14 protein-coding genes and 2 pseudogenes are annotated in these 25539 nt (G+C 59.2%); 9 read left to right on the top strand and 7 right to left on the bottom strand.

The window, feature by feature from the left end; all coding sequences use genetic code 11:
- Positions 1-43: 43 nt before the first annotated feature.
- Together FJ434_RS17455 and FJ434_RS17450 are read left to right on the top strand one after the other, a co-directional pair.
- Positions 44-3343, top strand: a complete 3300-nt coding sequence (locus FJ434_RS17455; RefSeq protein WP_181165941.1) for an adenylate/guanylate cyclase domain-containing protein — start codon at positions 44-46, stop codon at positions 3341-3343.
- A gap of 19 nt (positions 3344-3362) precedes the next feature.
- Positions 3363-4043: a redoxin domain-containing protein gene (locus tag FJ434_RS17450; protein WP_140748464.1), complete on the top strand. Its 681-nt coding sequence runs from the start codon at positions 3363-3365 to the stop codon at positions 4041-4043.
- Positions 4044-4169: 126 nt separating this feature from the next.
- Here FJ434_RS17450 and FJ434_RS17445 read toward each other — a convergent pair whose 3' ends face one another.
- The 4 genes from FJ434_RS17445 to FJ434_RS17430 are packed head-to-tail and all read right to left on the bottom strand — an operon-like array spanning position 4170 to position 9487.
- Positions 4170-5240, bottom strand: a complete 1071-nt coding sequence (locus tag FJ434_RS17445) for an adenylate/guanylate cyclase domain-containing protein (RefSeq protein WP_140748461.1) — start codon at positions 5238-5240, stop codon at positions 4170-4172.
- A gap of 3 nt (positions 5241-5243) precedes the next feature.
- Positions 5244-5738 carry a Rab family GTPase gene (locus tag FJ434_RS17440; RefSeq protein ID WP_140504490.1) on the bottom strand — a complete coding sequence of 165 codons (495 nt, stop codon included), beginning with the start codon at positions 5736-5738 and terminating at the stop codon, positions 5244-5246.
- Positions 5739-5749: 11 nt separating this feature from the next.
- The gene (locus tag FJ434_RS17435) at positions 5750-8815 is read right to left on the bottom strand and encodes an OmpA family protein (protein ID WP_140748458.1); all 3066 of its coding nucleotides are present in this window, start codon (positions 8813-8815) and stop codon (positions 5750-5752) included.
- A 6-nt stretch (positions 8816-8821) separates the two neighbouring features.
- A complete protein-coding gene (locus tag FJ434_RS17430) occupies positions 8822-9487 on the bottom strand; it encodes a hypothetical protein (RefSeq protein WP_031240461.1) in 666 nt (221 codons plus the stop codon).
- A 517-nt stretch (positions 9488-10004) separates the two neighbouring features.
- On the opposite strand from FJ434_RS17430, the gene FJ434_RS29815 reads away from it, so the two are divergent.
- From FJ434_RS29815 to FJ434_RS17420, 3 genes are all read left to right on the top strand, one after another.
- The gene (locus tag FJ434_RS29815; RefSeq protein ID WP_140883295.1) at positions 10005-10202 is read left to right on the top strand and encodes a hypothetical protein; all 198 of its coding nucleotides are present in this window, start codon (positions 10005-10007) and stop codon (positions 10200-10202) included.
- Between the two features lie 4 nt (positions 10203-10206).
- Positions 10207-13104: a glycosyltransferase gene (locus FJ434_RS17425; RefSeq protein WP_246673733.1), complete on the top strand. Its 2898-nt coding sequence runs from the start codon at positions 10207-10209 to the stop codon at positions 13102-13104.
- Positions 13105-13481: 377 nt separating this feature from the next.
- Entirely contained in the window at positions 13482-14891 is a 1410-nt protein-coding gene (locus tag FJ434_RS17420) for an adenylate/guanylate cyclase domain-containing protein (protein WP_140504496.1), read from the top strand.
- Here the strand turns inward: FJ434_RS17420 and FJ434_RS30250 are convergent.
- Positions 14870-15088, bottom strand: a pseudogene (locus tag FJ434_RS30250) (hypothetical protein); the annotation flags it as partial. The gene FJ434_RS17420 and the pseudogene FJ434_RS30250 overlap by 22 nt on opposite strands.
- A 164-nt stretch (positions 15089-15252) precedes the next feature.
- Between FJ434_RS30250 and FJ434_RS17410 the strand changes: the two are divergent.
- Positions 15253-17550 (top strand): mechanosensitive ion channel family protein, encoded by a 2298-nt coding sequence (locus tag FJ434_RS17410; RefSeq protein WP_246678295.1) that lies wholly within the window; start codon positions 15253-15255, stop codon positions 17548-17550.
- Positions 17551-17645: 95 nt separating this feature from the next.
- Positions 17646-19322 (top strand): sulfotransferase, encoded by a 1677-nt coding sequence (locus FJ434_RS17405; protein ID WP_140718329.1) that lies wholly within the window; start codon positions 17646-17648, stop codon positions 19320-19322.
- 333 nt (positions 19323-19655) lie between these two features.
- Here the strand turns inward: FJ434_RS17405 and FJ434_RS17400 are convergent, their stop codons facing one another.
- Positions 19656-20822 carry a porin gene (locus FJ434_RS17400; protein WP_140504500.1) on the bottom strand — a complete coding sequence of 389 codons (1167 nt, stop codon included), beginning with the start codon at positions 20820-20822 and terminating at the stop codon, positions 19656-19658.
- A gap of 533 nt (positions 20823-21355) precedes the next feature.
- Between FJ434_RS17400 and FJ434_RS29810 the strand changes: the two are divergent.
- Positions 21356-21992: pseudogene (locus FJ434_RS29810) on the top strand (site-specific integrase); the annotation flags it as partial.
- Between the two features lie 781 nt (positions 21993-22773).
- Here the strand turns inward: FJ434_RS29810 and FJ434_RS17380 are convergent.
- Positions 22774-23841 carry a cyclic nucleotide-gated potassium channel gene (locus FJ434_RS17380; protein ID WP_140748452.1) on the bottom strand — a complete coding sequence of 356 codons (1068 nt, stop codon included), beginning with the start codon at positions 23839-23841 and terminating at the stop codon, positions 22774-22776.
- A 613-nt stretch (positions 23842-24454) separates the two neighbouring features.
- On the opposite strand from FJ434_RS17380, the gene FJ434_RS17375 reads away from it, so the two are divergent.
- A complete protein-coding gene (locus tag FJ434_RS17375) occupies positions 24455-25534 on the top strand; it encodes a RelA/SpoT domain-containing protein (RefSeq protein WP_246678294.1) in 1080 nt (359 codons plus the stop codon).
- The last annotated feature ends 5 nt before the right edge of the window (positions 25535-25539 follow it).

The raw sequence follows: 25539 nt of genomic DNA, 5'->3' as shown, positions 1-25539 counted from the left end.
TAGGGAGAACACGCCGTCACGGCCCCTAGTGAGGTCTGGCTCGATGGACTGCGCAGGCTGCGGTTTCGAGGTTGAGGGCGGTTACGCTTTCTGTCCGAGGTGTGGCAAGCGCCAGCCCGTGCCATGCGCCAGTTGCGGTTATCCCTGCGCATCTGATTTCGGGTTCTGTCCGAAATGTGGGGCAAGCGTCGGTGCGCCCGCAAAAGCCGTCGAACGGCTTGCTCCGACACCAAGCCGAACCATTGTGCCGCCCTCTCGAACTCCGTCGCTGCTTGCGAACATTGGTAACGACGAAGGGCTGCAGCCCATCTCTGACGCCGATCGCCGGACAGTAACCGTCCTCTTTGCCGACCTTTGCGGCTTCACGACACTCAGCGAGCAGCTCGACCCCGAGGTCATGCAAACGCTGCAGAACGAGCTGTTCAAGGAATTGACGGCGGCGGTGCGAAATTTTGGTGGGTTCGTCGACAAATTCATCGGCGATGCACTGCTCGCTTTGTTCGGTGCGCCGGTCGCGCATGAGGACGATCCGGAACGTGCGCTTCGCGCCGCTCTCGACATGATCGCCCGGACGGCGCGGCTCGGCGAAAGCACCCCCCACTCCGGCTCGCCTCTATTACTTCATATTGGCATAAACACTGGCCCCGTCGTTACTGGACGATTAGGCATCGGCACCGCCAAATCCTATTCCGTGACCGGCGACACGGTGAATACAGCACAACGCCTGCAATCGCTGGCGGCACCGGGTGAAGTGCTGGTAGGCGAACTCACTCACAGGCTGACCCGGCATGCCTTCTCTTACGAGTCGATGGGTGATGTCGTGCTTCGCGGCAAGGCTGGCAGTGTGCTCGTCCATCGATTGGATGCACCGCTTGCGGTGCCGCGTGCAGCGCGTGGGCTCGAGGCGCTCGGCCTCAGCGCGCCGATGATAGGTCGTGCTGCGGAGCTCAACAGAATGCTGGCGAGCCTTGACCAGGCGTGCGGCGGCACGGCCCAACTTGTCCGCCTCGTCGGAGAAGCCGGTATCGGGAAATCGCGGCTGGTGAAGGAGTTCGTCGCCCGTGTCGGCGACGAGGACCGTTTTCGCAACGTCGCCGTGCGACAGACCACGTGCTCACCACTGGGCGAACAATCATTTGGCGCCTTGGGCGCAGTGGTGCGCAGTGCTGCCGGGATGATGCAAAACGACGATGGGGACGATATGCGGGGGAAGCTCTCAGGCTTGCTTGCCGATCTCGGCCTCCAGGGCGAGGAGGCGAAGCGGCTGATGCCTTTGCTCTACCATGTGGTTGGGCTTGGCGACCCGGATGCCACCTTGCAGCATGTCGAACCCGAGCAGCTACGGCGGCAAATTTTCTACGCGGTCCGCACCATCATCGAACGGCGGCTTGCGTTGTCGCCGCTGTTAATTGTCGTCGAAGACCTGCACTGGGCCGACGCCGTTTCGCTCGAGGCACTACGTTTCGTGATGGACAGGTTGGAACGCACGCGGTTAATGGTGCTGGTCACGCATCGCTCGGCACCGGAGAGCGGCCAGCTCGACTCAAGTCGGGTCAGTCACACGGCGCTCAGGCTTTCGCCGCTCAACAGCGATGAAGGACGCAGCCTGCTGGCGGCGCTTTTCGGCGAGAGCTGGGTAAGCTCCGCAGCAGGGCTCGTCGATCAGATCCTCGACCGAGCGGGTGGCAACCCTCTTTTTGTAGAGGAGATTGTTCGCGGCCTTGTTGATCGCGGTGTACTGGTGCGCGAGGGGCAGCGATGGCGGACCGTAGCAGGCGAAGTCGCAACCGACATTCCCGCCACTATCCAGGCAATGTTGCTTGCTCGCGTCGACCGGCTGCCACAAGAGGTGCGCCGGTTGGCCCAGGAAGCCGCGGTAATCGGCGCGCGCTTCGATGCCACCCTTCTGAAGACCGTGACAGCCGACCCCGCCCGGCTAGAAGCAGGCTGCGAACTGCTTTGCGATGCGGAAATCATCGAGGAAGTTGCCGGATCAGGCTCCGTCTCGTCGCAAAGCTACCGCTTTACGCAAACCTTGCTGCAGGACGTGATCTACCAGAATCTGCTCCGGCAACGCCGGACCGAAATCCACGGGCGGATAGGTGCTGCCTTGGAGCAACTGTGCGGCGATAATCCGGAACGGCTCGAGGACTTGACCGTGCTCGGTCACCAGTTCGCACAAAGCGCCGAGCGGGAGAAGGGCGCGCGTTACCTGCAGGCGGCCGGCGATCGCGCCCGCATGATATACGCCAACGACGACGCCCTTCGTTTCTACGAGCGAGCACTGACTGCGTTGGAGGCGACCGGGCAAACACCGCTCAAACTGACAATTGCCGAGCGCATTGCCGATTTGAGCGGCTCGGCGGGCCGCCGCGAGATCGCGCACCACCACTACGAGGCGGCCTTGCAGGCATACCGTGAGTCGGCTGATCGCGTAGCCTCTGCGCGCGTTTTGCGTAAAATCGGTCGGCTGCTCTGGGACGTCGGCAAGCGGGACAAAGCAGAATTCCGCTACGCTGAAGCGGCAGCGCTCCTCGATGGAGCGGATGCTCCGGTCGAGCAGGCGCATCTCTGGCAAGAACGTGGCCGACAGGCGTTCCGTAGCGGAGATCACGCTCTCGCGGCAAAATGGGCAGACGCGGCGTTGGATTGCGTACGCACCCGGACTACGGAGCATGTCTCCGAGGTGGGGCGTGATGCCACTCTCGTGACCGCCGAGGCACTCAATACCAAGGCTGTCGCACTGGCTCGCCTTGGGCGAAACCGTGAAGCCGTGCGTCAGGTCGAGCATAGCATTGAATTGGCCGAAGCCGCCGGTCTGCTGGGCGCGGCCTGTCGCGGCTACACCAATCTAGGCGTGCTTTACACGACCATCGATCCCGCACAGGCGATGGAGGTCTGTCGACGCGGTCTCGACGTCGCGCGCCATATTGGGGATTTGGGCTTCCAGGCGCGCCTTCTCGCCAATCTGGCGGTCGCTTGTTGTACTTTCACGGATCGCTGTCCAACAGAGGGCGTGCCTGCTGCCGAGAAAGCCATCGAGATCGACCGCGCACTCGACCAGCGAGAGCACCTGCCGGTGCCGTTGATTGTGCTTGGGCAAATCCACCAGTGCAACGGCCGTCCGGAACTGGCCCTTGGCTTGTTCCACGAAGCACTGGAGGTAGCGCGCGAAACGGGCGAGCCCCAACTGCTGTTTCCGTGCTATGATGGTCTGGCAACGCTTAATCTCGACTTCGACAATCTTGCCGAGGCCGAACGCTACTTTTCCTTGGCGCAGGGTATATGCGCCCAGCACGGGCTCGACCCGGAAACGCTTGTGGTGCTGCCCTTTCTCGATTAGCCGGGGTTGGAGGTTGGAAATGTCCGCGCGTAGTGACTTGGTACCGCTTCAACCGGGCGATCGTGCGCCGAACTTGGTCCTCGACGCCATTACCCAGGATGGCAAGATCGCGCTTGACGACTTTCGCGGACAAAAACCGGTGCTGGTTGGTCTGTTTCGAGGTCTGCATTGTGCGTTTTGCCGGCGCCATATCGCCGCTCAGGCGCGGCTTGATCCGGAGCTGCGCGAAAAGGGCGTGGAGAGCCTGACGGTGGTCAACACACCGATCGAACGGGCGCGTCTTTATTTCCGCTACCACCCGATGCCGACTCTGCTTGCGGCCTCAGATCCTGAACGCGCTTCACATCGTGCTTTTGGGCTGCCCAATCTCGAATTCACCCAAAACGAGACGAACTGGCCGTACAAGGTCTCGATCGCAGCGGCAAAGGATATGCGGGTCGACATGCCAGGCGAGTTGCCCGGTCCCATGGATCCTTTTGCGGCCAGCGAATTCCTCGACAAGAAGGACAATTACGAAGTGACCGAAGCCGACGAGCAGATGATGGCGACGGGACACGGACAACTGATCGGTCAGTTCCTACTGGACCGGCAAGGGATCGTCCGCTGGAGCTTCACGGAGGTGCCAGAAGGTGGACGATACATGTTTGGGGCGCCAAACCCGCAAGAGCTGATGTCAGCCGTGTCCCAAGTCGTCCAATAAGTTGTCGGAAGACTGGATTGCTGCCATTTGCAATGCGGACAATGAAGGCCACAATCGGTCAAAACTTCGCGTTACAGCTTGGGGCCTGAGATGCATGGGCCCAGGATCGGTACTGCTGCGCGGCAATCAGGCCGGGAGCCGCCACATTCGCACACGACCTGTACCACGCAATTCCGTTTCCTCGAGTGGGTCGCAAGCAAAATTTGGTCCAAGCATTTGGCGAGTTGCATCCGAAATGCGGATTTCATCGGGCTCCGCGGAGGTTTGAATACGCGAGGCAAGATTAACCGTCTCGCCCCACAGGTCATAGGCGAACCGCCTCTTGCCTATGACGCCGGCGACGATTGGCCCTGAGTGAATTCCAATTCTGAGTCTCAGCGGTTCTCCTGCGAAGCGTTCGCGCTTGACCGCCTTACGCAGCTCAAGTGCATAGCGCGCGAGTGCCTTCGCATGATCGGCTCGCGCGGTGGGCAGGCCAGCGACTACCATCACACAATCGCCGATTGTTTTGATCTTTTCGCAGCCGTATCGTTCCGAGAGACGATCCGCCGCCTTGAAGAAGTAATTTAAAATAGCGAGCGTCGTCACGGCTCCGACGCTCCGCGCTCGTTCTGTAAAACCGACTATGTCGGCAAAAAGCACACTCACTTCTGCGTGGTTGTCAGCAATTTTTTTGTGCGCTTTTAACCGCTCCGCGATCGACGCCGGAAGAATGTTGAGGAGCAGGGTTTCGGCGCGCTGGTATTCACGCGCCAATCCCTCCTGGCTCTTCCTCAACGCCTCGTTCGTCGATTGTAATTTCTCGTTGAGTTGACGCTCCCTCTCTTGCAGGAGTGTCATTTCATAAGCCTTTTGTTGAAGCCGCTGCCTATTGTCGCGTTCGGCAGTCGCGTCAAGAAAGAGCAGCCACACGCAGGCACTGTCAGCAAAAAAATGAAGGTCAGCGACACGCCCGCTGGGCAGTTCGACCATGGCAATGTGAAAAGGAAGCTCCGGGCAAGGCAGCAAACCTTCCATGAATTCAAGCTGCTCGGCAACAGGCTCGCCAATGCGAAGCGATGAGAGCCCGTAATGCTCAACATTACCGCCCTTCGCAGCCACGCAAAGCTGAGTGTCGATTTTCAGATACGCGACGGAGTTCCCATTGTAGAAGAAATTGAAAATCCAACTGCTAACTTCTTTGGGCAATCCGCGCATGGTCTACTTGGTTACCATCAAGGCAAGTTGACGAAACGCATCATCGACATTCTCACCCGACAGCGCACTCGTGAGATAGATTTGCCATCCACGCTGCCTGAGTTCGTTGATATCACTATCCGATATTGCCCACCGATCGGCCAGGTCGGATTTGTTGATCAGCACTACGAACGGCATTGGGCCAAATTCGGCCTCGGCCCGTTCGCGCAGCGTGAGCGCCACGGCAAGCGTCGCAGCGCGGGTTCCATCGACGACTAGCACAAGCCCGGTTGCACCTCGAACATAGCTGACGCGGAATGAGCCGATGTCGTCTTCGCCGGCCAAGTCCCACAAAATCAGATCGACGGTTTTATCCGGGAGTGCGACATTCTTCTTGTCGATTTTCACTCCCACCGTGGTCAGGTAGGTTTCTGAAAAGATGCTTTGCACAAACCTGCGAACCAGGCTCGTCTTTCCGACAGCGAACCCGCCCAGCATGCAGATCTTTTTTTGCACCATCTTGGGCCCCCCTAGTCCAGGTTTACCGTAATCGAAACCCGGCGATTGGTGGAGCTCCCGGCTTGACTGTTTTCAGGCACCAGCGGCTCAAAAGTGCCCGCGCCCCGAACCAGCAGCAGTTCCGGAGCGACGCCGCGTTTGTTGAGAAGCGCACGAACGGTCTCGGCGCGGGCTGCACTGATCGATGCGTTGGCCGTCTCACGGCCAGTGGCGTCCGAATGCCCGGTCAACATGAACCGTGCTGTTACGCCTGACTTGCGGGCATCTTGGGCGAATTCCTTTATTTGATTCGCCAACCTGTCGAGAACCGGCAACTGCTCAGGTCCCGGCACAACTTTGCCGGAAGAGAAGAAAATATCGGTCGTCTGGATGGCCTCTCTCAAATAATTAAGGTCCGCAAGGTTCAGCTCGTGCAGCTGCGAGACATCCAGAACCACTCCGTCCGCCGAAAGCTGTTCGGCGGCGGCCTGCGCCCGGTTGATCCAGCCGGCAGGAGCCTCCCCCACGACTAGGATGCGACCTTGGATGATCGAAAGCTGAACCGATTTCGGCGGGGACAGCGACGCCGTCAGCCGCTTCACCACGAACTTTGGATCAAGGCTCTGAAAGAATTGCCACTGTGAATGAACGCGGGCGGGATCAACCTGCGTTCCGGACAGCAGGGCTTGCGGGTCGGCGGCAAGCGGGTCTCTCAGGCCGGAAATGTAGAATTGGCCGCCCCTAACCGTCTGCTGGGCGACGATGATCCCCGGTTGGGCCTCAAGTCGCGACACATAATACTGCCAGTGCTCCGCCTCGCGTGCTTCGGGGCTCACATCACGAACCTTGGAGATGTCGAATTCCGGTCCGCCTACCGAAAGCTGTCGGGCCGCGGCGCGCGCCCGATCTATCCAAGTGTCGGGAGCCTCACCCTCGGCCACAATGCGATTGTCGACGATCGAAAGCCGAACCGATTTCAGCGGATACAGCGACGCCGTCAGCCGCTTCAACACGAACTCCGGTTCAAGGCTCTGATAGGATTGCCATTGCGAATGGACCTTGCCGGGATCGACCTGCGTTCCCGACAGCAGGGCTTGCGGGTCGGCGGCAAGCGGGTCCCGCAGGCCGGCAATATAGAATTGGCCATCGCGTATCTTTTGTTCGGCAACGATGATGCCCGGCTGGGTCTCCAGGCGCGACACATAGGCCTGCCAGTGCTCTGCCGCGCGTGCTTCGGGGCTTACATCGCGGACCCTTGAGACATCGAATACCGGGCCGCCTGCCGAAAGCTGTCGGGCGGCTGCGCGCGCCCGATCTATCCAGGTGTCGGTAGCCTCACCCTCTGCAACGATGCGCCTATCGACGATGGCAAGCCGTACTGACTCCGGCGGAGCCAGCGACGCCGTCAGCCGCTTCAACACGAACTCCGGCTCAACGCTTTGATAGGATTGCCACTGCGAATGGACCCGGGCAGCATCGACCTGCGTTCCCGAAAGCAGGGCTTGCGGGTCGACGGCAAGCGGGTCTCTCAGGCCGGCAATATAAAATTGGCCATCGCGTATCTTTTGTTCGGCAACGATGATGCCCGGCTGGGTCTCCAGTCGCGACACATAGGCCTGCCAGTGCTCTGCCGCGCGTGCTTCGGGGCTTACATCGCGGACCCTTGAGATATCGAACACCGGGCCGCCTGCCGAAAGCTGTCGGGCCGCTGCGCGCGCCCGATCTATCCAGGTGTCGGGAGCCTCACCCTGGGCAACGATGCGCCCAGCGACGATGGCAAGCCGTACTGACGCCGGCGGAGCCAGCGATGCCGTCAGCCGCTTCAACACGAACTCCGGTTCGAGGCTCTGATAAAATTGCCACTGCGAATGGACCCTGCCCGGATCGACCTGCGTTCCCGACAGCAGGACTTGCGGGTCAGCGGCAAGCGGGTCTCGCAGGCCGGCAATATAGAATTGGCCATCGCGTATCTTTTGTTCGGCAACGATGATGCCCGGCTGGCTCTCCAGTCGCGACACATAAGCCTGCCAGCGCTGCCCGGATTGCCATGAAAGAAAGAACCAACCGCCTGCCAGAACCAACAGCAGCAGGCCCAGGCCCACCACCAGCCACGGAAATCCCTGGTTTGATTCCTCCTGCTTCAGCTCGACGCAAGTCTGCAGCTGCGCCTCTATGCCGGCCAACTGCGACCCGTCGCCGTCAAACTCCATTAAAGCCTGCGAGTAGTCCTCATGGACACGGAGCAACACGTCGCGAACTATGTCATGCAGTCCTTCTGGGGGGTTTCCTCGGATCACCGAAACCAGGGTCGCGAACTGTCCTACTTCTGACCAGAGACGAAGGTCGCCAAAACGAATAGTGTCCAGGCCGCTCTGCTCCTTCTCGTTGAATGAGTCCTTCACAAAGTCTTGGATTGCACTCAGCATAGAAGAGATCAGTTGAGGATCTTCGCTCGTCGCATTGTCGGCAGCTACATGCGCTATCAAAAGCCCAGAAGTGCGGTTAATGAGAAAGACATGCTCAACACGATAAAGAAGAGAATGTTTAAGTACAACTTCCGAGAAGCTGGCTCCGGTTCTCCAAGACTCAATTCTCCATTTTAGCCCATGCCAGGTAAATATATGCCTTAAGGTTTCGTTCAGCGACTGAAAGGTCTGGTCAATCCTTTCCCCGATTGACTTGCGAATTGCTGGAAGAAACACAGGGTATAATATATCTGTCAGCGTGCGCGGGCTCTTCTGGATCGACCGTTGCACAGCCCTTTCGACAGCCGGCGTAAGGGCCTCGCCGAGTTGCGCATGAGGGGCTCGTGCGGCCGCACTGGGAAGCACGTCGCCCACTGCTGCGGCAAGCTGCTCCGGTTCGTCGAGCAGATGCGTAACTCGTGAAAGCTCTGAAATTTCGCGGCTGACCAGCAACTGGCGCAGCGTTTCCATGCGAGGATCGGCGGATGGAACTCCGTCGAGACGCGCACGGTAGTCCGGATCAACGTTCCGGGCAATTTCGATCAAAAGACGGGCCAGAGCCTCGCGATCAATCTCTGTATCGTTCGAGGCTGTTCTATGCGGAAGGCTGATTGGGTCGACGGTCGACGTCAAATCCGATCAACTCACTTTCCAGCTACGGTCCGAGTTGTTCTTGCTGCCGACGGGATCCTGATTCAGACATTTTGCAACCTCGACAAACAGGCCAGCCAAAAGATTTCGATCGGTCTTGACGTTGCCGAGATCGGAAAACATTTTTTCCATCAGCATCTGAATGCCTTCATTCTTTTGCTTGATTTCCTCACGCAGCAAATGATCGTTTCGATTTATCCGGTCGGCAATTTCGCGCTCAAGCTCGTTCAATTGATCCGACAATGCGCGCACCTGCTTTTCAAGCGCCTGATTTTGTTCGCGAAGATTTCGGTCAATCTCCTTGTCGGCGTCGGCTCGCGCGTCTTTTTCGTTCCGCAACTGCGCCGCAAGCGAGTCGATCTGCTTTTTCGCATTTGACTCGTACATTTCAAGATTGCGCTTGGCCTCGGATTCGACATCCTTGAAGCGCTGCAAGACCCGTTCTTCAAGCTTGGAAAAGCGGCGGTCATAGTCCTGCATCTGGTTGCCGAACAGCAGATCACGTATCTTGTCGACACCTACAGCGTCGCCGGGGGTCCCGCTCTCGCGAGCCTGGCCCGCCATGAAGGCGAGCCCGTTGGCGTCTGCATTACTTGTCAGATTTCCGTCCGCTTTATTTGCCGGAGAAGCGGTACTCGAAGATTCCTTGGCCATCCCTATACCCTTCATTTAAACAGCTACCAGCGTGCTAATTTAGCAACTAGTAAAGATGTCAGCAAAATACCCGGCTCGCAAGCCGGAATCTTCTCCGCCTAAGCCGGTTCACGCGTAAATTTGACATACGGCTCGAGCTCGACAATCTGCCCAGTGAACAGACCCTCTTGCGTTATCATGTGCGTAGATTGGCGGCGCCCTGGATCTATGATTAGCAACTGCGGCGCGCTCGCAGTTCGGCCGCGGTTCCGATTAGTTCGATCAGGATCAGCTTGCCCTCGCGTCTTCGCCCGTGACCATCTTTTGTTGCCGGGCGGCGCAGCACTAAGGCTCGGGCATGAGCGCCTGCCATTCACGCCTGTCTTCAGGTCTTTTTTTGCTACCCTAATTGGCCCCGATCTTGACAGGGCAGTGCTGCCATCCGATTCCGGTATCGGGTTTCGACATTCCCAACTCTTGCAGAAGAAAACGAAAGCTCAATGATCCAGAATAATGCTACCGCAAGGGTGTGGTACCGATGTTCAATGTCGAGCAAAACATCGGCGCAATGCATGCCGGCATTCGCCGGCAGACCTGCCGGATATTGGGTATAGTCATGGTCGACGTTGGGCTCGAATGGATCGGCATCGATCGTGACGGCGTGCGCCGACAAAGATCAACGCAACTTGTTCTACCTGTTACGAACCGGGCGCGGGTGAGACAACGTGGCGTATAGTCCATTGGTCTCAATCGTAGTTCCTGCGCACAACGCGGAGGTAACGCTGACGCGCGCACTCGATTGCCTTCTCGATCAGGAAACCGCGTATTGGGAGGCGATCATCGTTGACGACGCCTCCACGGACCGCACCCCCGCGATCATCGCCGCTTATGTGGAACAGGATGCCCGATTTCGGACCTTGAGTTCTTGCGCGAAAAGCCCCGCCGGCGCACGTAACAATGGGATTTCGGCGGCGCGCGGCCACTGGCTGATGTTCCTGGATGCCGACGACTGGGTGGATGCCAGCTTCCTTACGAAAATGCTGGCCGCACTGAAAGCCGCTCCTGATGCAGTGGCCGCCTATTGCGGTTCGCGGCGCGTGATGCCCAATGGAGCACTCACCCCGGCGAGCATCGCGCCCGAGGTCGCAAGCCAGCCCTTCGAAACGTTCGCCCGCCGATGTGCCATCGCCACTCACGCGCTGCTGGTCGATCGGGCGACGGTTGTGGAGTTGGGCGGTTTTGATGTGTCGCTTTCCACCTGCGAGGGATGGGATCTGTGGCAGCGCGTCGCACGTCTGGGCAAAAATTGGGTGATGGTGGACGAGCCGCTCGCCTTTTATCGGACCAGCCCCAACGCGCTTACCCGCAATGCGAAGCAAATGCTGGAAGACGCGGAAATCGTTGTCGCCCGCGGTTTTTCCACCGACCCGAGGGTCAGGCACCCCGCGCCGGCGCATGCCAATGGGGCGATCTCGGCGGACGGCCGCACCGCTTCCGAAGCACTGGCGTGGTTTGCCTTGTGGAACGCTGCGTCGGATTGCGGCAGCGACGGCGGCTTGATCAACCCGCAATCCCTGCGCGCGCTCCCGGCAAGGCGTAAGTGGGCGCGCGAGATCGCCAAGGTGGCCTTCGACGGCCTGATGGTAGGAAGCTTATCGGTGCCAGCCCATATGGCTGCCCTGTGGGACAGGTTTGGCGGCGCCATCACCGAGTTGATCATCGAACTCGGCAAGGTCTGGGGCGACCCGGTTGCGGGTCGTCGGGTCCAGTATCATCTCGAGCAAATGCTGCTCCATGCCGACGATCTTGCCGCTCCCCGCAGGCTGGCGCGCACCCTCGGAATTCGCGTCGACGCTCGAAATCCAGCCTCGACCGAGCTTCCGGAAGGAATCGATCAAATCTATGCCTACCTGATGATGGATAGCCAGATCGAGGCTGTCGTGCAGTTCGGCGTACTCGGGAAAGTGACAAGGCGCCATTGGATTGAACTGATCCGGAATTTCCTAAAACAAAAGGACGACGGTGCCGACACATCAAGCACGCTGGCCGCCGAGGCACTGTCGACCACAGCGGAACGCCGGCCTGATCCGGACAGCCACTTCGGTAAACTCGCGCAATTGATGTCGGAAGCGCGGGAACTGGTTCGGTCAAGCGCCGAAGCAACGCAGCCGCTTCCGGCGCCGCGCCGTGCACCGGCCTCGAATGGCCACAACAAGGATCGTACGTCGTTCTGGAACCGGTATTTCGCGACAGAGGATCCCTGGAACTACAGCTCGCCCTACGAACAGGAAAAGTATGAGCGGCAGCTCGAAATTCTGCCGGCCGGTCCCATCGGACGGGCGCTTGAACTGGCCTGTGCGGAAGGCCATTTTACGCGCCAATTGGCGCCCCGAGTGGGCCATTTGACTGCCACCGACATTTCCGCCGTAGCCATCGAGCGGGCGCGCGCGCGCTGCATCGACCAACCGAATGTCGAGTTCGGCGTACTGGATTTTTTTGCGGACACGCTGCCCAATGAGATGGATCTGATCGTCTGTTCGGAAGTGCTCTACTACCTCGATGATCTCGCCGGGTTGCGGCGCATCGCCAAAAAATTCGTTGAGGCACTGGCGCCTGGCGGGAGTTTCATCAGCGCACACGCATTCGTGCTACGCGACAATATTGAAAGGACGGGTTTCGACTGGAACACATTCGGTGCACAAACGATCTCGCAAACCCTGGCAGAGACCGAAGGCCTCGTCCTTACGCAATCGATCCAGACCGAACTCTATCGCATAGATCGCTTCTGCCGCCTGTCGCCGGATCACGTGGCGACGGAGCCGGTGATTGATCATGTGCCGGTCCGCGCACCCCTTGGAATCGGGGTCGCGCGAAATATCGTCTGGGGCGGGGCGCGGGTCTTACGCCGTGACGTCGCGCGTAGCGAGCGACGGCAACGTATCCCTGTCCTCATGTATCACAGCGTCGCCGATGAAGGTCCGGCCGCGCTCGCGCGTTTCCGGCTCACGCCCGCTGCATTCGCAAGCCAGATGGCGTGGCTGCGCGCCAATGGCTTTCACGCGATCATGTCCGAGCAACTGGAATGGTCCATCGCCAACCGTCAGCCTTTCGCTGGCCGCCCGGTGCTCATCACCTTCGATGACGGCTTCCAGAACTTTGCCGACCATGCCTGGCCGATCTTGCGTGCGCACGACCTGGCCGCGGAAGTGTTCCTGGTCACGGACCTGGTGGGTGAAAGTGCAAAGTGGGACGCTCTCAGCGGTCCGCCGACGCCGCTTATGGACGCCGGAACCGTGCGCCGTCTCGCCGCCGAAGGTGCTTTCTTCGGCAGCCACCTGGCGACGCACCGCCCCATCGATGGTCTGTCGAGCTCTGAATTGGCCGCCGAGCTCCTGCGGTCTCGTATGTTCATCGAACGGTGGACCGGCCGGCCAACCTCGGCGTTCGCGGCACCCTTCTCTGTCACCGATCGACGGCTCGGCAGGCTGGCGAAGGAGTCCGGCTATCGGATCGGCTTCGGCGCCAGACACGGGCCGGCGGACCTCAATAGCGACCCCATCGACCTTCCGCGCATCGAGATTCGTGGGGATCGCTCGCTCGATGATTTTGTTGCCATCGTCGAGGCCGTGCTCAATTGAACGGTGAACTTTGTCAGTGTCATTATTTCCGCCCACAATGCCCAAAGTCGACGAGACGCTTCGCAGCGTGACCTTGCGGTCCTAGGGAGCGCTCGAGACATGGCTGTTGACGATGGCTCACGCGAACAGATTGCGGCGATCGCCTGATTTCCGCGGAGATCGAAAGGCGCGTGCGGCTGATCGAGCAGGCAAAAACGCCGACAACCCTATGCCGACATTCAGAGCACCTGCACCAGTGTGGCACGTGCCGCCCTAAGGCTCGAGACAGACGAAGGATTTCCATCCATTCGCATCGGGGCAGGTTTTTGGTAAGCTGCCGCAGGGCAAACGGTGGAGCTGTTGTTCCAGTGGTCAACGATCGTCTTCTCGAACGCAAGATGACCGAGATCGAGCAAGCGCGAGCATGGAGCCCGCGCGTCATCTCAAAATTCGAAACGCTTATCAGGAGCGGCGACGACCTTGCGTTGTATCGTGTCAATCCGCTGGCCTTCGCCCGGGACCGCGCAATCGCCGAGCCTGAAGCAATCGACCTCTTCCTTCACGCGGCTCGCTGCGGCCTGTTCGATATGAGCTGGGACGTGCTCTGTCCCCAGTCCGGGATGGTGCTCGACAGTTTCGGCGCCCTGCGCACACTGCAGACCCATTACGTCTGCGGCCTGTGCGACGTATCGGGCGATACAGACCTCGACGATTTCATCGAGGTCTCCTTCTCTGTGTCGCCCCATTTGCGGCGCCTTCCGTTCCACGAGCCCGAGACGCTTTCTGTCGAGGATTTTCATTGGAAGCTACGCTTTGGCAATGACGGGCGGCTGCCCGGGCAGGACGTGCGTTTTCTGGACCTTTTGCGAGGCTTAGTGCGGGGCATGACGTTCCTGCCTCCGGGCACCACGACAATGCTGCGCGCCGACCTCGATGCCGGATCCCTGTCGGGCGTCAACGTGCAGACACAGGCGGCGTTCGCTGTAGCTATAACAGGGGATCCGGTGTTGGCGCCGACACTTCTTAAGATCAACTATGACGGCAAGCGTTTCTTGCCGGCGTTGCCGGTCGTGCCGCCCGGTCCGGTTGTCATTGAAGTTGCAAATACCGGGTCCGGTCGTGGCTCGTTGCTTCTCATCAACTGGCCGCCCGAGCTTGTCGCGTTGAAGACCAAACCGGCGCTCGATTTCGATCCATATGTTTCCGGCGGGGCTCTGCTTGCGCGACAAACCTTCCGCCAGCTCTTCCGTTCCGAGCGTGTCGACGAGAAGGAGGGGCTCGGCATCCGGCAGATCACCTTCCTGTTTACGGACCTCAAGGGCTCCACCGCCATGTATGAGCGTCTGGGCGACCTCAACGCCTATGCTCTAGTCCGCGAGCATTTCGCGCTTCTCAATGCTGCGGTCCACCAGCATTCCGGCGCTGTCGTAAAGACGATCGGAGATGCGGTCATGGCAGTATTCTCGCGGCCACCGGATGCGATTTCGGCCGCCCTTCACATTTTTGAAGAAATCGATCGCTTCAACTGCGACAATGTCAGGCCGGGGATCATCCTAAAGATGGGTGCCCACTGCGGTCCATCGATCGCCGTCACACTCAACGAGAACCTCGACTACTTCGGCCAGACCGTTAATGTCGCGGCACGCGTGCAGTCACTGGCGGAAGCCGGGCAGATTTGCATCTCCGAAGCGCTCTATTCCGCGCCAGGCGTGAGCGACCTGCTTGCCGGCCTAGGCATCGTCGCGTTTGATGCGCCTCTTCGAGGTGTGGAGGGCGATGCGACTGTCTATCGCATTGTGCGAGGATAGACGCACACGGCGATGCTTTTGGCTGCCTTCATGTGTACAGCTGTGTCGGAACCCAGATAGGCGCGCGTATCCGCTCGTCTGCAATCAGTCCTCGGCCGGCCCTGCAGGGTCATGCGCCCAGTTTCCATCACATAGCCTCGGTCGGCGATGCCCAGCGGGGCACACGCGTTCTGCTCTACCAAAAGCACCGTGACGCCCAGCGTCTTCGAATTGCTGATCCATGATTTGCGCGACCAGACCCTACGCAATGGTCTAGCTTGAACGATGGAGTCTTGTATCACAACATCGGCTCTTCAACGTAGGAGCAATGGCGGGCATAGATGTCGTTGCTTGCCGATTTGACCGGAAGGCTAACAGCACGATGCCACTCATGATTCGACGATTGGGAGCCAAGTATCTGGCACGCCCGACACAACGTCTCCGACATCTGGGCGCGATGTTTGTCCTGGTTGCCAGGGCGCTGATTGTTGGGATCGCCCTCTTGTTGGCTGGTCAGGCAGAGGCTCAGGCGCCGGCAACCGTCCCGCCTGAAAGGGTCAAACAGCTATTCGAGCTGCTCGACGATGCGTCAGTGAAGGCCTGGGTGGCCGAACAGCGAAATCAGGACGCTGGGTCAACGAGAGCGCCTGCGGAGACAGGAGCTTCTCCGGCCGACGCACCGTCCGGCGCAGCGACCGCACCAGGCCAGATGAATACGATGGCATCCTCGACGCTCGATATGATCAGGCATCATATCGGAATAATCGTGCACACTTTGCCCCTGCTGCCAAGCCAGTTCGCGCGCGTTCGGGCAGAGACCATGGAGGATATGTCCAGCAAGGGATCTGCCGGTGTACTCTTGCTGATTGCGATGTTCATCGCTGCCGGCCTGGCGTTCACTTGGGCAACATACAAGTTGACCCGTCCATTTCGTCTCTGGATTATCGCGCAACCGAAGGGTACGCCCGTTGGGCGGGCCAAGAAAATCGGCGGTCGCATGCTTTATTCCAGCATGCTGATCGTCTCGTTCGCACTGGGCAGCGCCGGCGCGTTCATGCTGTTCGACTGGCCAATGCTTATCCGCGAGATTGTACTGACATTTCTGATGGCGGCAGTCATTACATGGGGTGTGCGCATGTACGTCATGGCCATACTCGTCCCTTCCTTCATGAACGTCGAGAACGCTGTAGAAGTTCGTGCTTTGCCGATCACCAACGAAGCGGCTGACCATTGGTCCTATTGGCTACCTCGAATCGTTGGCGTCTTCGCCTTCTTCGCCGCCGCGTTCATCCTCTTGCCAGGTCTCGGCATCGATCAGGACGGAATGATGGTCCTGTCGCTTGGCGCCGATTTCGTGCTGCTGTTGCTTTTGCTGCTGGCCATCTGGCGTCGGCCAAGAACGCAGCGAGACGGTGCGCGCCACAGCGTTCACACGGAAGCGACATGGCTATTGACGGCTTATTTGGTCGTCCTGTTCCTGCAGCGCATCGCCGGGCTTTATGTAATGTTCTGGTTCACCTTCGCCGCATTCTTCCTGCCGTTGGCGATCGTGATGACGCAGCGCGGAGTTAATTTCGTCCTGCGGCCAGGTTCGGAAGATCTCGGCCGACCTACGATCCCGGCGGTGGCGATCGCTGTCATCGATCGCGGGATCCGTATGATTTTTATCCTGGCGGCGGCTTACTTTCTCGCGCGTGTCTGGGGTCTGGACATGCAATCCATGCGCGACAGCGATACGACGACCTTCATATTGCGCGGCCTGATTAATGTTGTGGTCATTGCCCTCGCGGCCGATTTCGGCTGGTCGATCATCAAGGCCTTGATCGAACGAAAGCTGGGGATTGAAACACCACACCCTGTCATCAGCGACGAAGAGGCCCCGATGCTCGATCCGCAGCAGGCGCGGCTGCACACGCTGTTGCCGATCCTCCAGAACATTCTGCTCGCATCGATCATCGTGATGGCGGTGCTTATGATACTCGCCTCGCTCGGTATTCAGATCGGCCCGCTGATCGCAGGCGCTGGCGTTGTCGGCGTGGCGGTGGGCTTTGGGGCACAAACCATCGTCAAGGACATCATTTCGGGCGTGTTTTTTCTGCTCGACGATGCGTTTCGTGTCGGCGAATATATTTCCTCCGGCAATTACAAGGGCACTGTAGAAAGCTTTTCGCTGCGTTCGGTGAAGCTGCGCCACCATCGGGGTCCGCTGTTTACGATTCCTTTCGGTGAACTCGGGGCCGTCCAGAACCAGAGCCGTGACTGGGTTATCGACAAATTCAACATCACCGTCGGATATGACACCGATATCGAATTCGCTCGCAAGCTGATCAAGCGGATCGGCCTCGAATTGGCGGAAGATCCCGAGTTCAAACACTGGGTGCTCGACCCGATCAAAATGCAGGGCGTGCAGGAGTTCGGCGAGTACGGCATCGTATTGAGGGTCAAGGCCACAACCAGACCGGGAGGCGCCTTCGCTATGAAACGCAAATTCTATGTACGCCTCCGCCAGGTCTTCAAGGAGCAGGGCATCGAACTCCCATTCCCAACCGTCCAGGTCCAGGGGCTACAGAATCCACATGGGGCAGAGAATGCGCCGTTGGACATCACACCCGCGTTAAAAATGGCCGCCGCGCAATCGCACACCATTCGTCGCCGAAAAAAAGCCAGCACAATGGAATAGCAAAGAGCGCCGTCAATCGATGGGCCACGCCGGCGCTCTGCGCAAAACGGCTATCTAGGCTGGATTCTCCAAGCCCCTTTTGCTAGCCAGACAGGATGAGCAACCGATTGCCGCCCGCATGGGCAAAGCACCTCAAGACCCAACCTTCGCCGAAGGCGGCATCACCGAAGGCTACGCCACTCAAAGCGCAGTCTAAGGCAGGCCCCCACCGCAGCCACGCCGACGACTTGCTTTTACGGCAGGCGCTCGAGTTGCAGCAGGCCGAACGTCTGTCCGAGGCTGAGGAACTGTGCCTCAGGGTCCTGGCTCGCACGTCAAACCATCCCCTAGCTCTGTATATCCTGGGAACGCTCGGGGTCGGTTTCGATAACGAAAAGTCACTGCGATATTTCGCTCGGGCGGTGGCAGAGGATCCGCAGAACCCCTACTACCATCTCAGCCTCGGCGAGACCTATTTGAAGGTCAGCGAATTTACGCCGGCGATCAGGCACCTTCAGTATGCCCTGGACTTGAAGCCGGATCTGGTGGAAGCGCTTTGCGCCTTGGGCGATGCATACAATGCGTTTGACAAGGGGGAAATGGCGCTGCCGCTCTTTGAGAAGGCGCTCAGGGTCGACCGAGATCATCCCGTAGCCCGGTTGGGGCTGCCCCGCGCGCTCGCAAGCCTCGGCCGTATGGACGAAGCCGGGGTTCATCTGAAAGAGGCAATAGAACGGCGCATCGCGGTACCGGCTGCCCACAATGCACTTGTACACACGCGCAAATTCGCTGGAGAGCCGCCAGAACTCGGGGCAATCCTGACGGAGCTTCAAGACCCGGGCCATGGACCGGAGGGAGCGGCAGCGCTTCATCACGCCGCGGGAAAGGTTCTCAACGACCTCCATCGCTATAAGGAGGCGATGGATCACTTCAAGAGGGGGAATCAAGCCGGGGGCCATACATTCGATCTGCAATCTTACCGTCGCTGGGTCGATGTCATGATCGAAACCTTCACGCCGGAACTGGTCGCTTCAAGAGCCGCGTACGGCAATCCCTCGGAGGCGCCTGTATTCGTCGTCGGCATGCCCCGTTCGGGCACGACATTGACGGAGCAGATCTGTGCCAGCCACCCCAATGTTCATGGCGCAGGCGAGCTCAGCAAGCTTAGGCGAATAGCCAGTGGACTCGGTGTCGTAGACGGCTCCAACGCGAGCCTCGGTCAATCGATCGCGATGATTACTCCCGATCTGACCAGGACTTTGGCCGAAGAGCACCTTGCTTATCTGCGCGAGCGGGCTCCCGACTCGCTGCGAATTGTTGACAAGATGCCTCACAATTTCGAGATGATCGGCCTGGTTGGCGTTCTTTTCCCTAAAGCGCGTATTATTCATTGTCGTCGCGACGCCATCGACAATTGCATCTCCTGTTTCGTCCTGCAGTTCAATAGAGCCCACAGCTACAGTGCCGATCTTGAGACGCTGGGGCTTTACTACAGGGAATATGATCGCTTGATGCGGCATTGGGATAGTGTTTTCCCGGGTCGTATTTTCGAAAATCGCTACGAGACGTTGATCGAAAATCAGGAGCAGCAGTCGCGCCGGCTCATAGATTATCTCGGACTGCCGTGGGACGATGCCTGCCTGCGCTTTTTTGACAGGGGCGGCTCCGTAAATACCTACAGCAATTGGCAGGTCCGCCAGCCGATCTATACGTCATCCGTCAAGCGTTGGAAGAATTACGAAAGCGAGATTCAGCCGTTGATCGAAGCCTTGGGCGATCTTGCCGAGGTTTGACAGGTAGTGCTTGATGCTACGCGCATCTTAGGTTGCATCCTATCCCGCTGGCGTACGCTTTCCGCCGGGAGGGTTTCCTCAGGCTGAGTTCCTTCACACCCGCTCTGTCCCGCCTGCGTATCCTGGCCACAGAGCCTCCCACCTTCGCGCGTCGCTTTGCCAAGCAGTTTTGGCTCCTTCTTTCCTTTCGCTGCGAGGATTGCTCTTCCACGTCTGCAAGCGTGGCAGCAGGCGGGCGGCCATGCCATCGGCTGTCCGAAGTTCCATACGAACGGCATGAAAAAACCCGGCGGTTGCCCGCCGGGTTTTTCGATTTCAATCAGGCAGCGCCTGTTAGAAGGAGCGCTGGAAGCGGAGCATACCGCCGACGCTGTTCTTCTTGTCGGCATTCGTCCAGTTCGAGAAGCCCACATCGTCGAAATGACCTGCGTGCAGGTAGTCGACTTCGGCCGTGACCGTGAAGCCAGGAACGATGTCATAGGCAATGTTCGCCGCGATGCCGAGGTTCTTCCAGTCGTCATACGAAGCCTGGGCGTTGAACGAGGTCTTCTCGTTGAACTTGTAGGTGCCACCGCCCCACACTGCCCAGTTGCCGCCCCACTGCTTGTAGAAGCCGCGGCCGCCAGCCGGGAGCGCATAGGTAGGATCGTTGTAATTGTCGTCGGTGCCGTAGCCAGCCATGATCCACAGCGACAGTGCGCTGGAGACATTCACGTCCAAGCGAACCTTGCCGGCCACTTCTTCGTAGTTGCTGTCATAAGCGACGACACCGGTGATGGCGCCCCAACCCTGCGTCCACTTCACGCCGCCGACGACATGCGGAACGTAGCTGTCGATCGTGCCAACGCCGTAGGCACCAGGAGAGCCTGCGCCCGAACCTTCTTCAAGCGAAACCACCGCCGAGAAGCCGTTGCCGGCGTCGAAGTAGTACTGCACGACGTTGGTGTCGAAGTCGCCGTAAGGAACAAGCGTATCCTGGATCACGTTGCCGGCATAACCGATGAACGTGTTGAAGGCCGATTCGTCCTTACCGACGCGCAGGCCGCCGAGCTGGATCCAGGCGAAGTTCAGCGAGGCGCCCGAGTTACCGGCAGGATTGCCATTGTAGGTGGCATAGCCGTTGCGATTGTTGAAGTTGAAGCGGGTCTCGGTGTAGGTCTTCAAGGTGCCGAGTTCGGTTTCCTGGCCGGTCCAGGTCTTCAGCGTGAAGCGGGCCTTCTTGCGCCAAGTCTCCTGTTCGTCACCGGACTCCACGTCACGGGACTTCGCACCATCGAACGAACCGACGTCGCCACCGCTGATGTCATAACGGACATAGCCGCCGATGCGCAGGCAGGTTTCGGTGCCGGGGATGTAGAAGTAGCCAGCGCCGTAGACGTCGCAAATCTTGACGTATTCAGCGGGCTCCGGCTCGGCGACGACGACGGCGTCGGCGGCGCGCGCACCGGAAACTGCGAGCAGAGCCGCAGCGGAGCCGAGGAGAAGGCTCTTGATGTTCATTTTCTGACCTCCAGTCAAAAGTTAAAAAACGGGTCTGGGTATTCTTTGCTGAAGGACAGCGTTCCCTGCCCCATCCCCACTACCGAAAAAGATGCGCACCGCGCCGCTTCCTCGAAACCGACATTACCCATGAGCCAGCGGCGTTCAACAACGATCGTACCGGCGAAAGGGCCGTTCGGCTGCTATCCCTGACCTGTGTTGCAGAAACGTCACGATTTGGCCTCACTTGGAAAGCTCTCGTTAACCATCGGGGCCGCCGCAACCGCTTGTTTCCAGCCGAATCCAGCGATCGGAGGACGGAATATGGCGAGGTCGCGAGTCGCCAGCCAGGGAATTGCCGCAGATCCGCCGCACCCGACGAAAGGCCGAAATGTTCGGCGCGCTCACCCTTCTCCATATAATGACAAGGGCCTTGTTGATTGTGCCGGCGCTTTTCTTTATCCAGCGGCGCAACGCAGAGGCGGCCGAGTGGTCGAAGGCGCTGCCCTGCTAGGGGAGGCTCAATCTTTTGGTTGATCCGAAACTCCCGGCCACTGTTCCGCAAGGCTTACAGCATGGGAGATCTCCAGAGCCTGCACGAGTTCCGCCGCCAGAAAGAGCGGGCGGGACGGATTCGTTTTCTCGAGAGGGATGAAGAGGCGCGGCTGTTCGCCGCCATCAAGAGCCGCAGCGAGGAGGCTTACAGGCTTTCCGTCTTCCTGGTCGATAGCGGCTGCCGTCTCGGCGAAGCGCTCGGGCTGACGTGGAACGACATCAAGGACATCGCGTCAGTTTCCAGACCATCATATCCGGTCGCAGCCGCACCATCCCGATGACCGAGCGGGTCAAGGAGGTGATCAAGCTGCCTCCGAACGGACGCTCTCGGCCGAAAGGCCCGTTCACCAAGTTGAGCCAGGCACAGTTCGGTGCCATCTGAACGAGGCGAAAGCCGAGGTCGGACTTGGCGCCGACCACCAGGTCGTGCCGCACATCCTGCGTCACACCTGTGCTGCGCGCCTCGTCCGGGGCGGCATCGATATCAGGCGTGTGCAGATGTGGCTGGGTCATCAGACGCTGTCGATGACGATGCGCTACGCGCATCTGGCCGTCAACGATCTCGATGGCTGCGTCACCGTGCTCGAAGGGCTGCTACCGGCAGCGCAGGAGATCAAGAATGAAACCGGGTCATGATGAAGGTCTCGACAGGAACCGCGCGCAAAAGCGCTAGCGACCGGGTCTTTTCGCGGAGTTTAGGTTTGGTCGTGCTCGAACACAATGTAGGCCAAGCATTACTCCAAGCAACGTTATCATCTCCACTGGACGGAACGTTGCCAATTGTGCATTGTGTTTGCCTTCTATGACCTCCGGAACGCACTGACGTACTAGTTCTCCTCGGCTAAACAGCGGTCACGCGACTTGGGTGCATTTGAATGAGGTAATCTGCATGGTCACTAGGCGGCGATTCTCACGAGGCGGAAACCTTGTTAAGCAGGCCAGCCGACCGAGACTGGAAAATACGGTGGCTGCCGCCGCGTCGAAAATTCTTCTTGAGCACGATCCGACAATCGGCAAGCCGGCCCTTAGAATTGCCGTTGAAGCAGTTTGTCGATGCTCGCCCTGCAGATGGGATAGCCGAATTGATCGCGATGTTTGGCGACCATCGGCTTGCCCGGAAATGGTTGATGGCACCGACGGACAAGCTTGGCGGGAACCCCCCGATAGATACTCTGTTAACTGGTAAGCTCGCCAATGTTGTTGCTGCCGCGCGCCTGGCCTTGGGGGAGGCACCTGATGTTTAGCCCCGGCATTTGGTGGCGGTCGTTCAGTTGAGAACTTGGCGCAACGCAACATGACCCCAAGCGGCTGCCCGCGGCCCGTCGTCTCAATGACGACCCTTCCAGCCAGCCATTCTCGACAAGCAGTTGGACAGCCTTGCCATCGCGCCCTCCTCCTGACGAACACCTTGGTACGGTCAAGCCGTCGGTGCCGTGCCGTGCCGCTCGCGCGCGGTCTTGCGGATTATTTCCGCGATTTCCGGGCTACTGCTGCATAGCATCTGGAAATCCGCCGCGTGCAGCGACAGGAGTGAGACCGCCGTTGCGGCGCTGACGGTCGCCGTACGCGGTTCGCCGCTCATCAGCGCCATCTCGCCGAAGAAGGCGCCAGGGCCAAGCTCCACCGGGTTCGACATCACGACGCTCACCCGCCCCTCCACAACAAAGAACATCCGATCCCCGGTCTCGCCCCTTCGGCAGATCACGGCGCCGGCCGGCAAACTACGAGGCCTCAAGGCGCGCACGATCTCGACCAGCGCGGCCGGGCCCAGCTTCTGAAACAACGGCACAGCGGCGACCAATTGCCAATTGCGGACGAAATCCTCGCGACGGATTTCTTGATAGAAGCCGGAGGCAAGAATGCCGGCCCACAGCGCGAAGACGCCGATGCCACACATCATGACTGCCCCAGCAAGGACGCGGCCGGCGAAACTTTGCGGAATGGCGTCGCCATAACCGGTGGTGGACAGCGTGACCACCGCCCACCACATTGCCTGAGGGATGCTGCCGAACTTTTCCGGTTGGATGTGGCGCTCGATGACAAAGGCCGCGAGCGCGACACCGAACAGAACGACGCCGAAAAGCGTGGTGACGCCGATCAGGTTACGCGCTTCGTTGGCCAGCACCCTGCCGAGTACCGGGAAGAAGGTCGAGTCGCGCAGCGGTTTGAGCAGCCAGATAGCACAGTAGAGGCTCCGGTCGGGCGTGCCTTCGAGCAGAAATGCAGCGAGTGGAACCAAAACCGCGAGCATATCAATGGCGATTGCCGGCGTCCTGTCCCGAAGGTCTCCCGCCCAGTGCTTGATCAGAGTCTCGGCCATCTGCAGGAGATAAGCGCCCCAAATGACCGCCAGCACGGCAGTCAGAGCCAGCCTGCTTCGTGCGGACATGTCCGGCATGGTGAGCGCGGCCACCGCCAGTAGCCCAGGCGCAGCCAGCACCGCGTTTAGCGGCGCGTGAATTCTCAAGAAAGGCAGTACCGACATTCTGTGCCCACGAGCGGATGCTATTCCTCCAGAATAGGATGCCTTCAAGGCAAGCGCAAAGGTGGCGCTTTCGCTGGGAGGTTCATCACGAGGTGAACTCAGATGGCCTGAACGTGAACCGACAAGCCGCAACCGAGAATGGCCCATCCGGGCATTTGCAATAGGTTTCAACCGTTCGAAGGAGCCGGGCCGACGAGTTCAAGGCCGTAGAGATGCCCGGCTCGAAGACGGCGGCATGTCGGCAATGGCGAGGGTGCCGGCGGCGACACCCAAGAAGAGCGCTCCGATCCGCCTGGTGTCACGAGCATGAGGTTCCCTCCGGCCCTTCGCCCGCTACCCAAAACATGTGTGGCACCACAGGCAACAGGAAGGACACTCGAGAGGCCCATTTAGTACGCGACGGCAACTGCATGGTTGCGACGTTGCGTGCGCCCAAGCTACCGGGGCCGGTGAGTCACCGCAGAGGCAACTCAAGGAGGCACCGTCGAGGTCTTGTGGCTTCGATCCAGCCGCTCTGAGCGGACTCGAGGGATACAAAGCGGTACGATACATGAGATCCGATTCTCCTGCGGTCGTCCCGCCCAGTTCAGAATGAGGCGGCCTTTGTGGTCCAATGACTGAGTACCCGCGCCTCAAATACAGTATGCAAGCCGTTCGCAAGGCAGGCGACCGGCTGGCAAAACCTATGCAGCTCGGACAAGACACCACTGCCGGCCAGTACGTGGACACGATGCGAATCTTCTCAATCGCCAATAGCTGGCGCGACTCGCACTTTCTGCCGATGCGGAGCGTTCGATTCTCTGTCGGTCACCACATGAAAGCCCTGCGATTGAAGGGCGACATGGCATCGCGTCCGAAGCGTCTGGCATCCATTTGTCGGAAGCTTCGAGAGTCCACCACCAATTTGGACACCATGAACGATATCGGCGGCTGCCGAGCGATCATGCCCGATATCAATAGCGTCCGCTTGCTTCTCGAATCGATGCGAGACAAGTTCCCCCATGAGATGCACTGTCGGGAATTTAACTATATCGATGAGCCGAAGCCGGACGGCTATCGAAGTCACCATATTGTTTTCCAGTACCGACCCAGAGCTGCCCACACCCAGGCTTTCGAGGGACGACGCATCGAATTGCAAGTTCGGACCACACTTCAGCACTCATGGGCAACTGCAGTTGAGGCCGTCGGGCTGTTCCAGCGCCAGGATTTGAAGCACGGAAACGGCGAGCAGGATTGGCTACGTCTTTTCCAGCTTATGTCGGCGGAATTCGCGCAGGTTGAGCAGTGTCCCATTGACGTCGGTGTTCCGGATCGCGATGACCGAGTGCGGGAACTGCGGGATATCAACAGGCGTATCGGTGCAACAAGTATACTGGCAGATATCACGAATCTTACCCTCCGCTCAGAGAGCTTCGTACAGACAACGGGACATTTTCGGCATCATTTGGTACAATATAGAGCGGATCAGAACGTTACCATTCAACCATTCCGAACTCTCATCATGGGGGCGCGGAAATTGGAAGAAATAGAGAAGAAAATCGCGCTAAGGGGAATTGATTGGACGGTTGCCTTGGTCGAGGTGGATAAGGTCGAAAAGCTTGTCGACATATACCCGAATTACTTTGGGAACGTTTCATTGTTCGCCCGCAGTCTGAAATCCATATGCTCGGGAAAGTCACTGTCTACAGAATAGCCCAC

This window comes from Mesorhizobium sp. B2-5-13 (assembly GCF_006440535.1).
Taxonomy (GTDB): domain Bacteria; phylum Pseudomonadota; class Alphaproteobacteria; order Rhizobiales; family Rhizobiaceae; genus Mesorhizobium; species Mesorhizobium salmacidum.
This window is presented reverse-complemented; position numbering and strand designations above follow the sequence as displayed.

What these genes read in the sequence shown, in the direction of transcription:
- FJ434_RS17455 (WP_181165941.1), top strand. Translation starts at nt 44, where the DNA reads ATGGACTGCGCAGGCTGCGGTTTCGAGGTTGAGGGCGGTTACGCTTTC.
- FJ434_RS17450 (WP_140748464.1), top strand. Translation starts at nt 3,363, where the DNA reads ATGTCCGCGCGTAGTGACTTGGTACCGCTTCAACCGGGCGATCGTGCG.
- FJ434_RS17445 (WP_140748461.1), bottom strand. Translation starts at nt 5,240, where the DNA reads ATGCGCGGATTGCCCAAAGAAGTTAGCAGTTGGATTTTCAATTTCTTC.
- FJ434_RS17440 (WP_140504490.1), bottom strand. Translation starts at nt 5,738, where the DNA reads ATGGTGCAAAAAAAGATCTGCATGCTGGGCGGGTTCGCTGTCGGAAAG.
- FJ434_RS17430 (WP_031240461.1), bottom strand. Translation starts at nt 9,487, where the DNA reads ATGGCCAAGGAATCTTCGAGTACCGCTTCTCCGGCAAATAAAGCGGAC.
- FJ434_RS29815 (WP_140883295.1), top strand. Translation starts at nt 10,005, where the DNA reads ATGTTCAATGTCGAGCAAAACATCGGCGCAATGCATGCCGGCATTCGC.
- FJ434_RS17420 (WP_140504496.1), top strand. Translation starts at nt 13,482, where the DNA reads ATGACCGAGATCGAGCAAGCGCGAGCATGGAGCCCGCGCGTCATCTCA.
- FJ434_RS17410 (WP_246678295.1), top strand. Translation starts at nt 15,253, where the DNA reads ATGCCACTCATGATTCGACGATTGGGAGCCAAGTATCTGGCACGCCCG.
- FJ434_RS17405 (WP_140718329.1), top strand. Translation starts at nt 17,646, where the DNA reads ATGAGCAACCGATTGCCGCCCGCATGGGCAAAGCACCTCAAGACCCAA.
- FJ434_RS17400 (WP_140504500.1), bottom strand. Translation starts at nt 20,822, where the DNA reads ATGAACATCAAGAGCCTTCTCCTCGGCTCCGCTGCGGCTCTGCTCGCA.
- FJ434_RS17380 (WP_140748452.1), bottom strand. Translation starts at nt 23,841, where the DNA reads ATGTCGGTACTGCCTTTCTTGAGAATTCACGCGCCGCTAAACGCGGTG.
- FJ434_RS17375 (WP_246678294.1), top strand. Translation starts at nt 24,455, where the DNA reads ATGACTGAGTACCCGCGCCTCAAATACAGTATGCAAGCCGTTCGCAAG.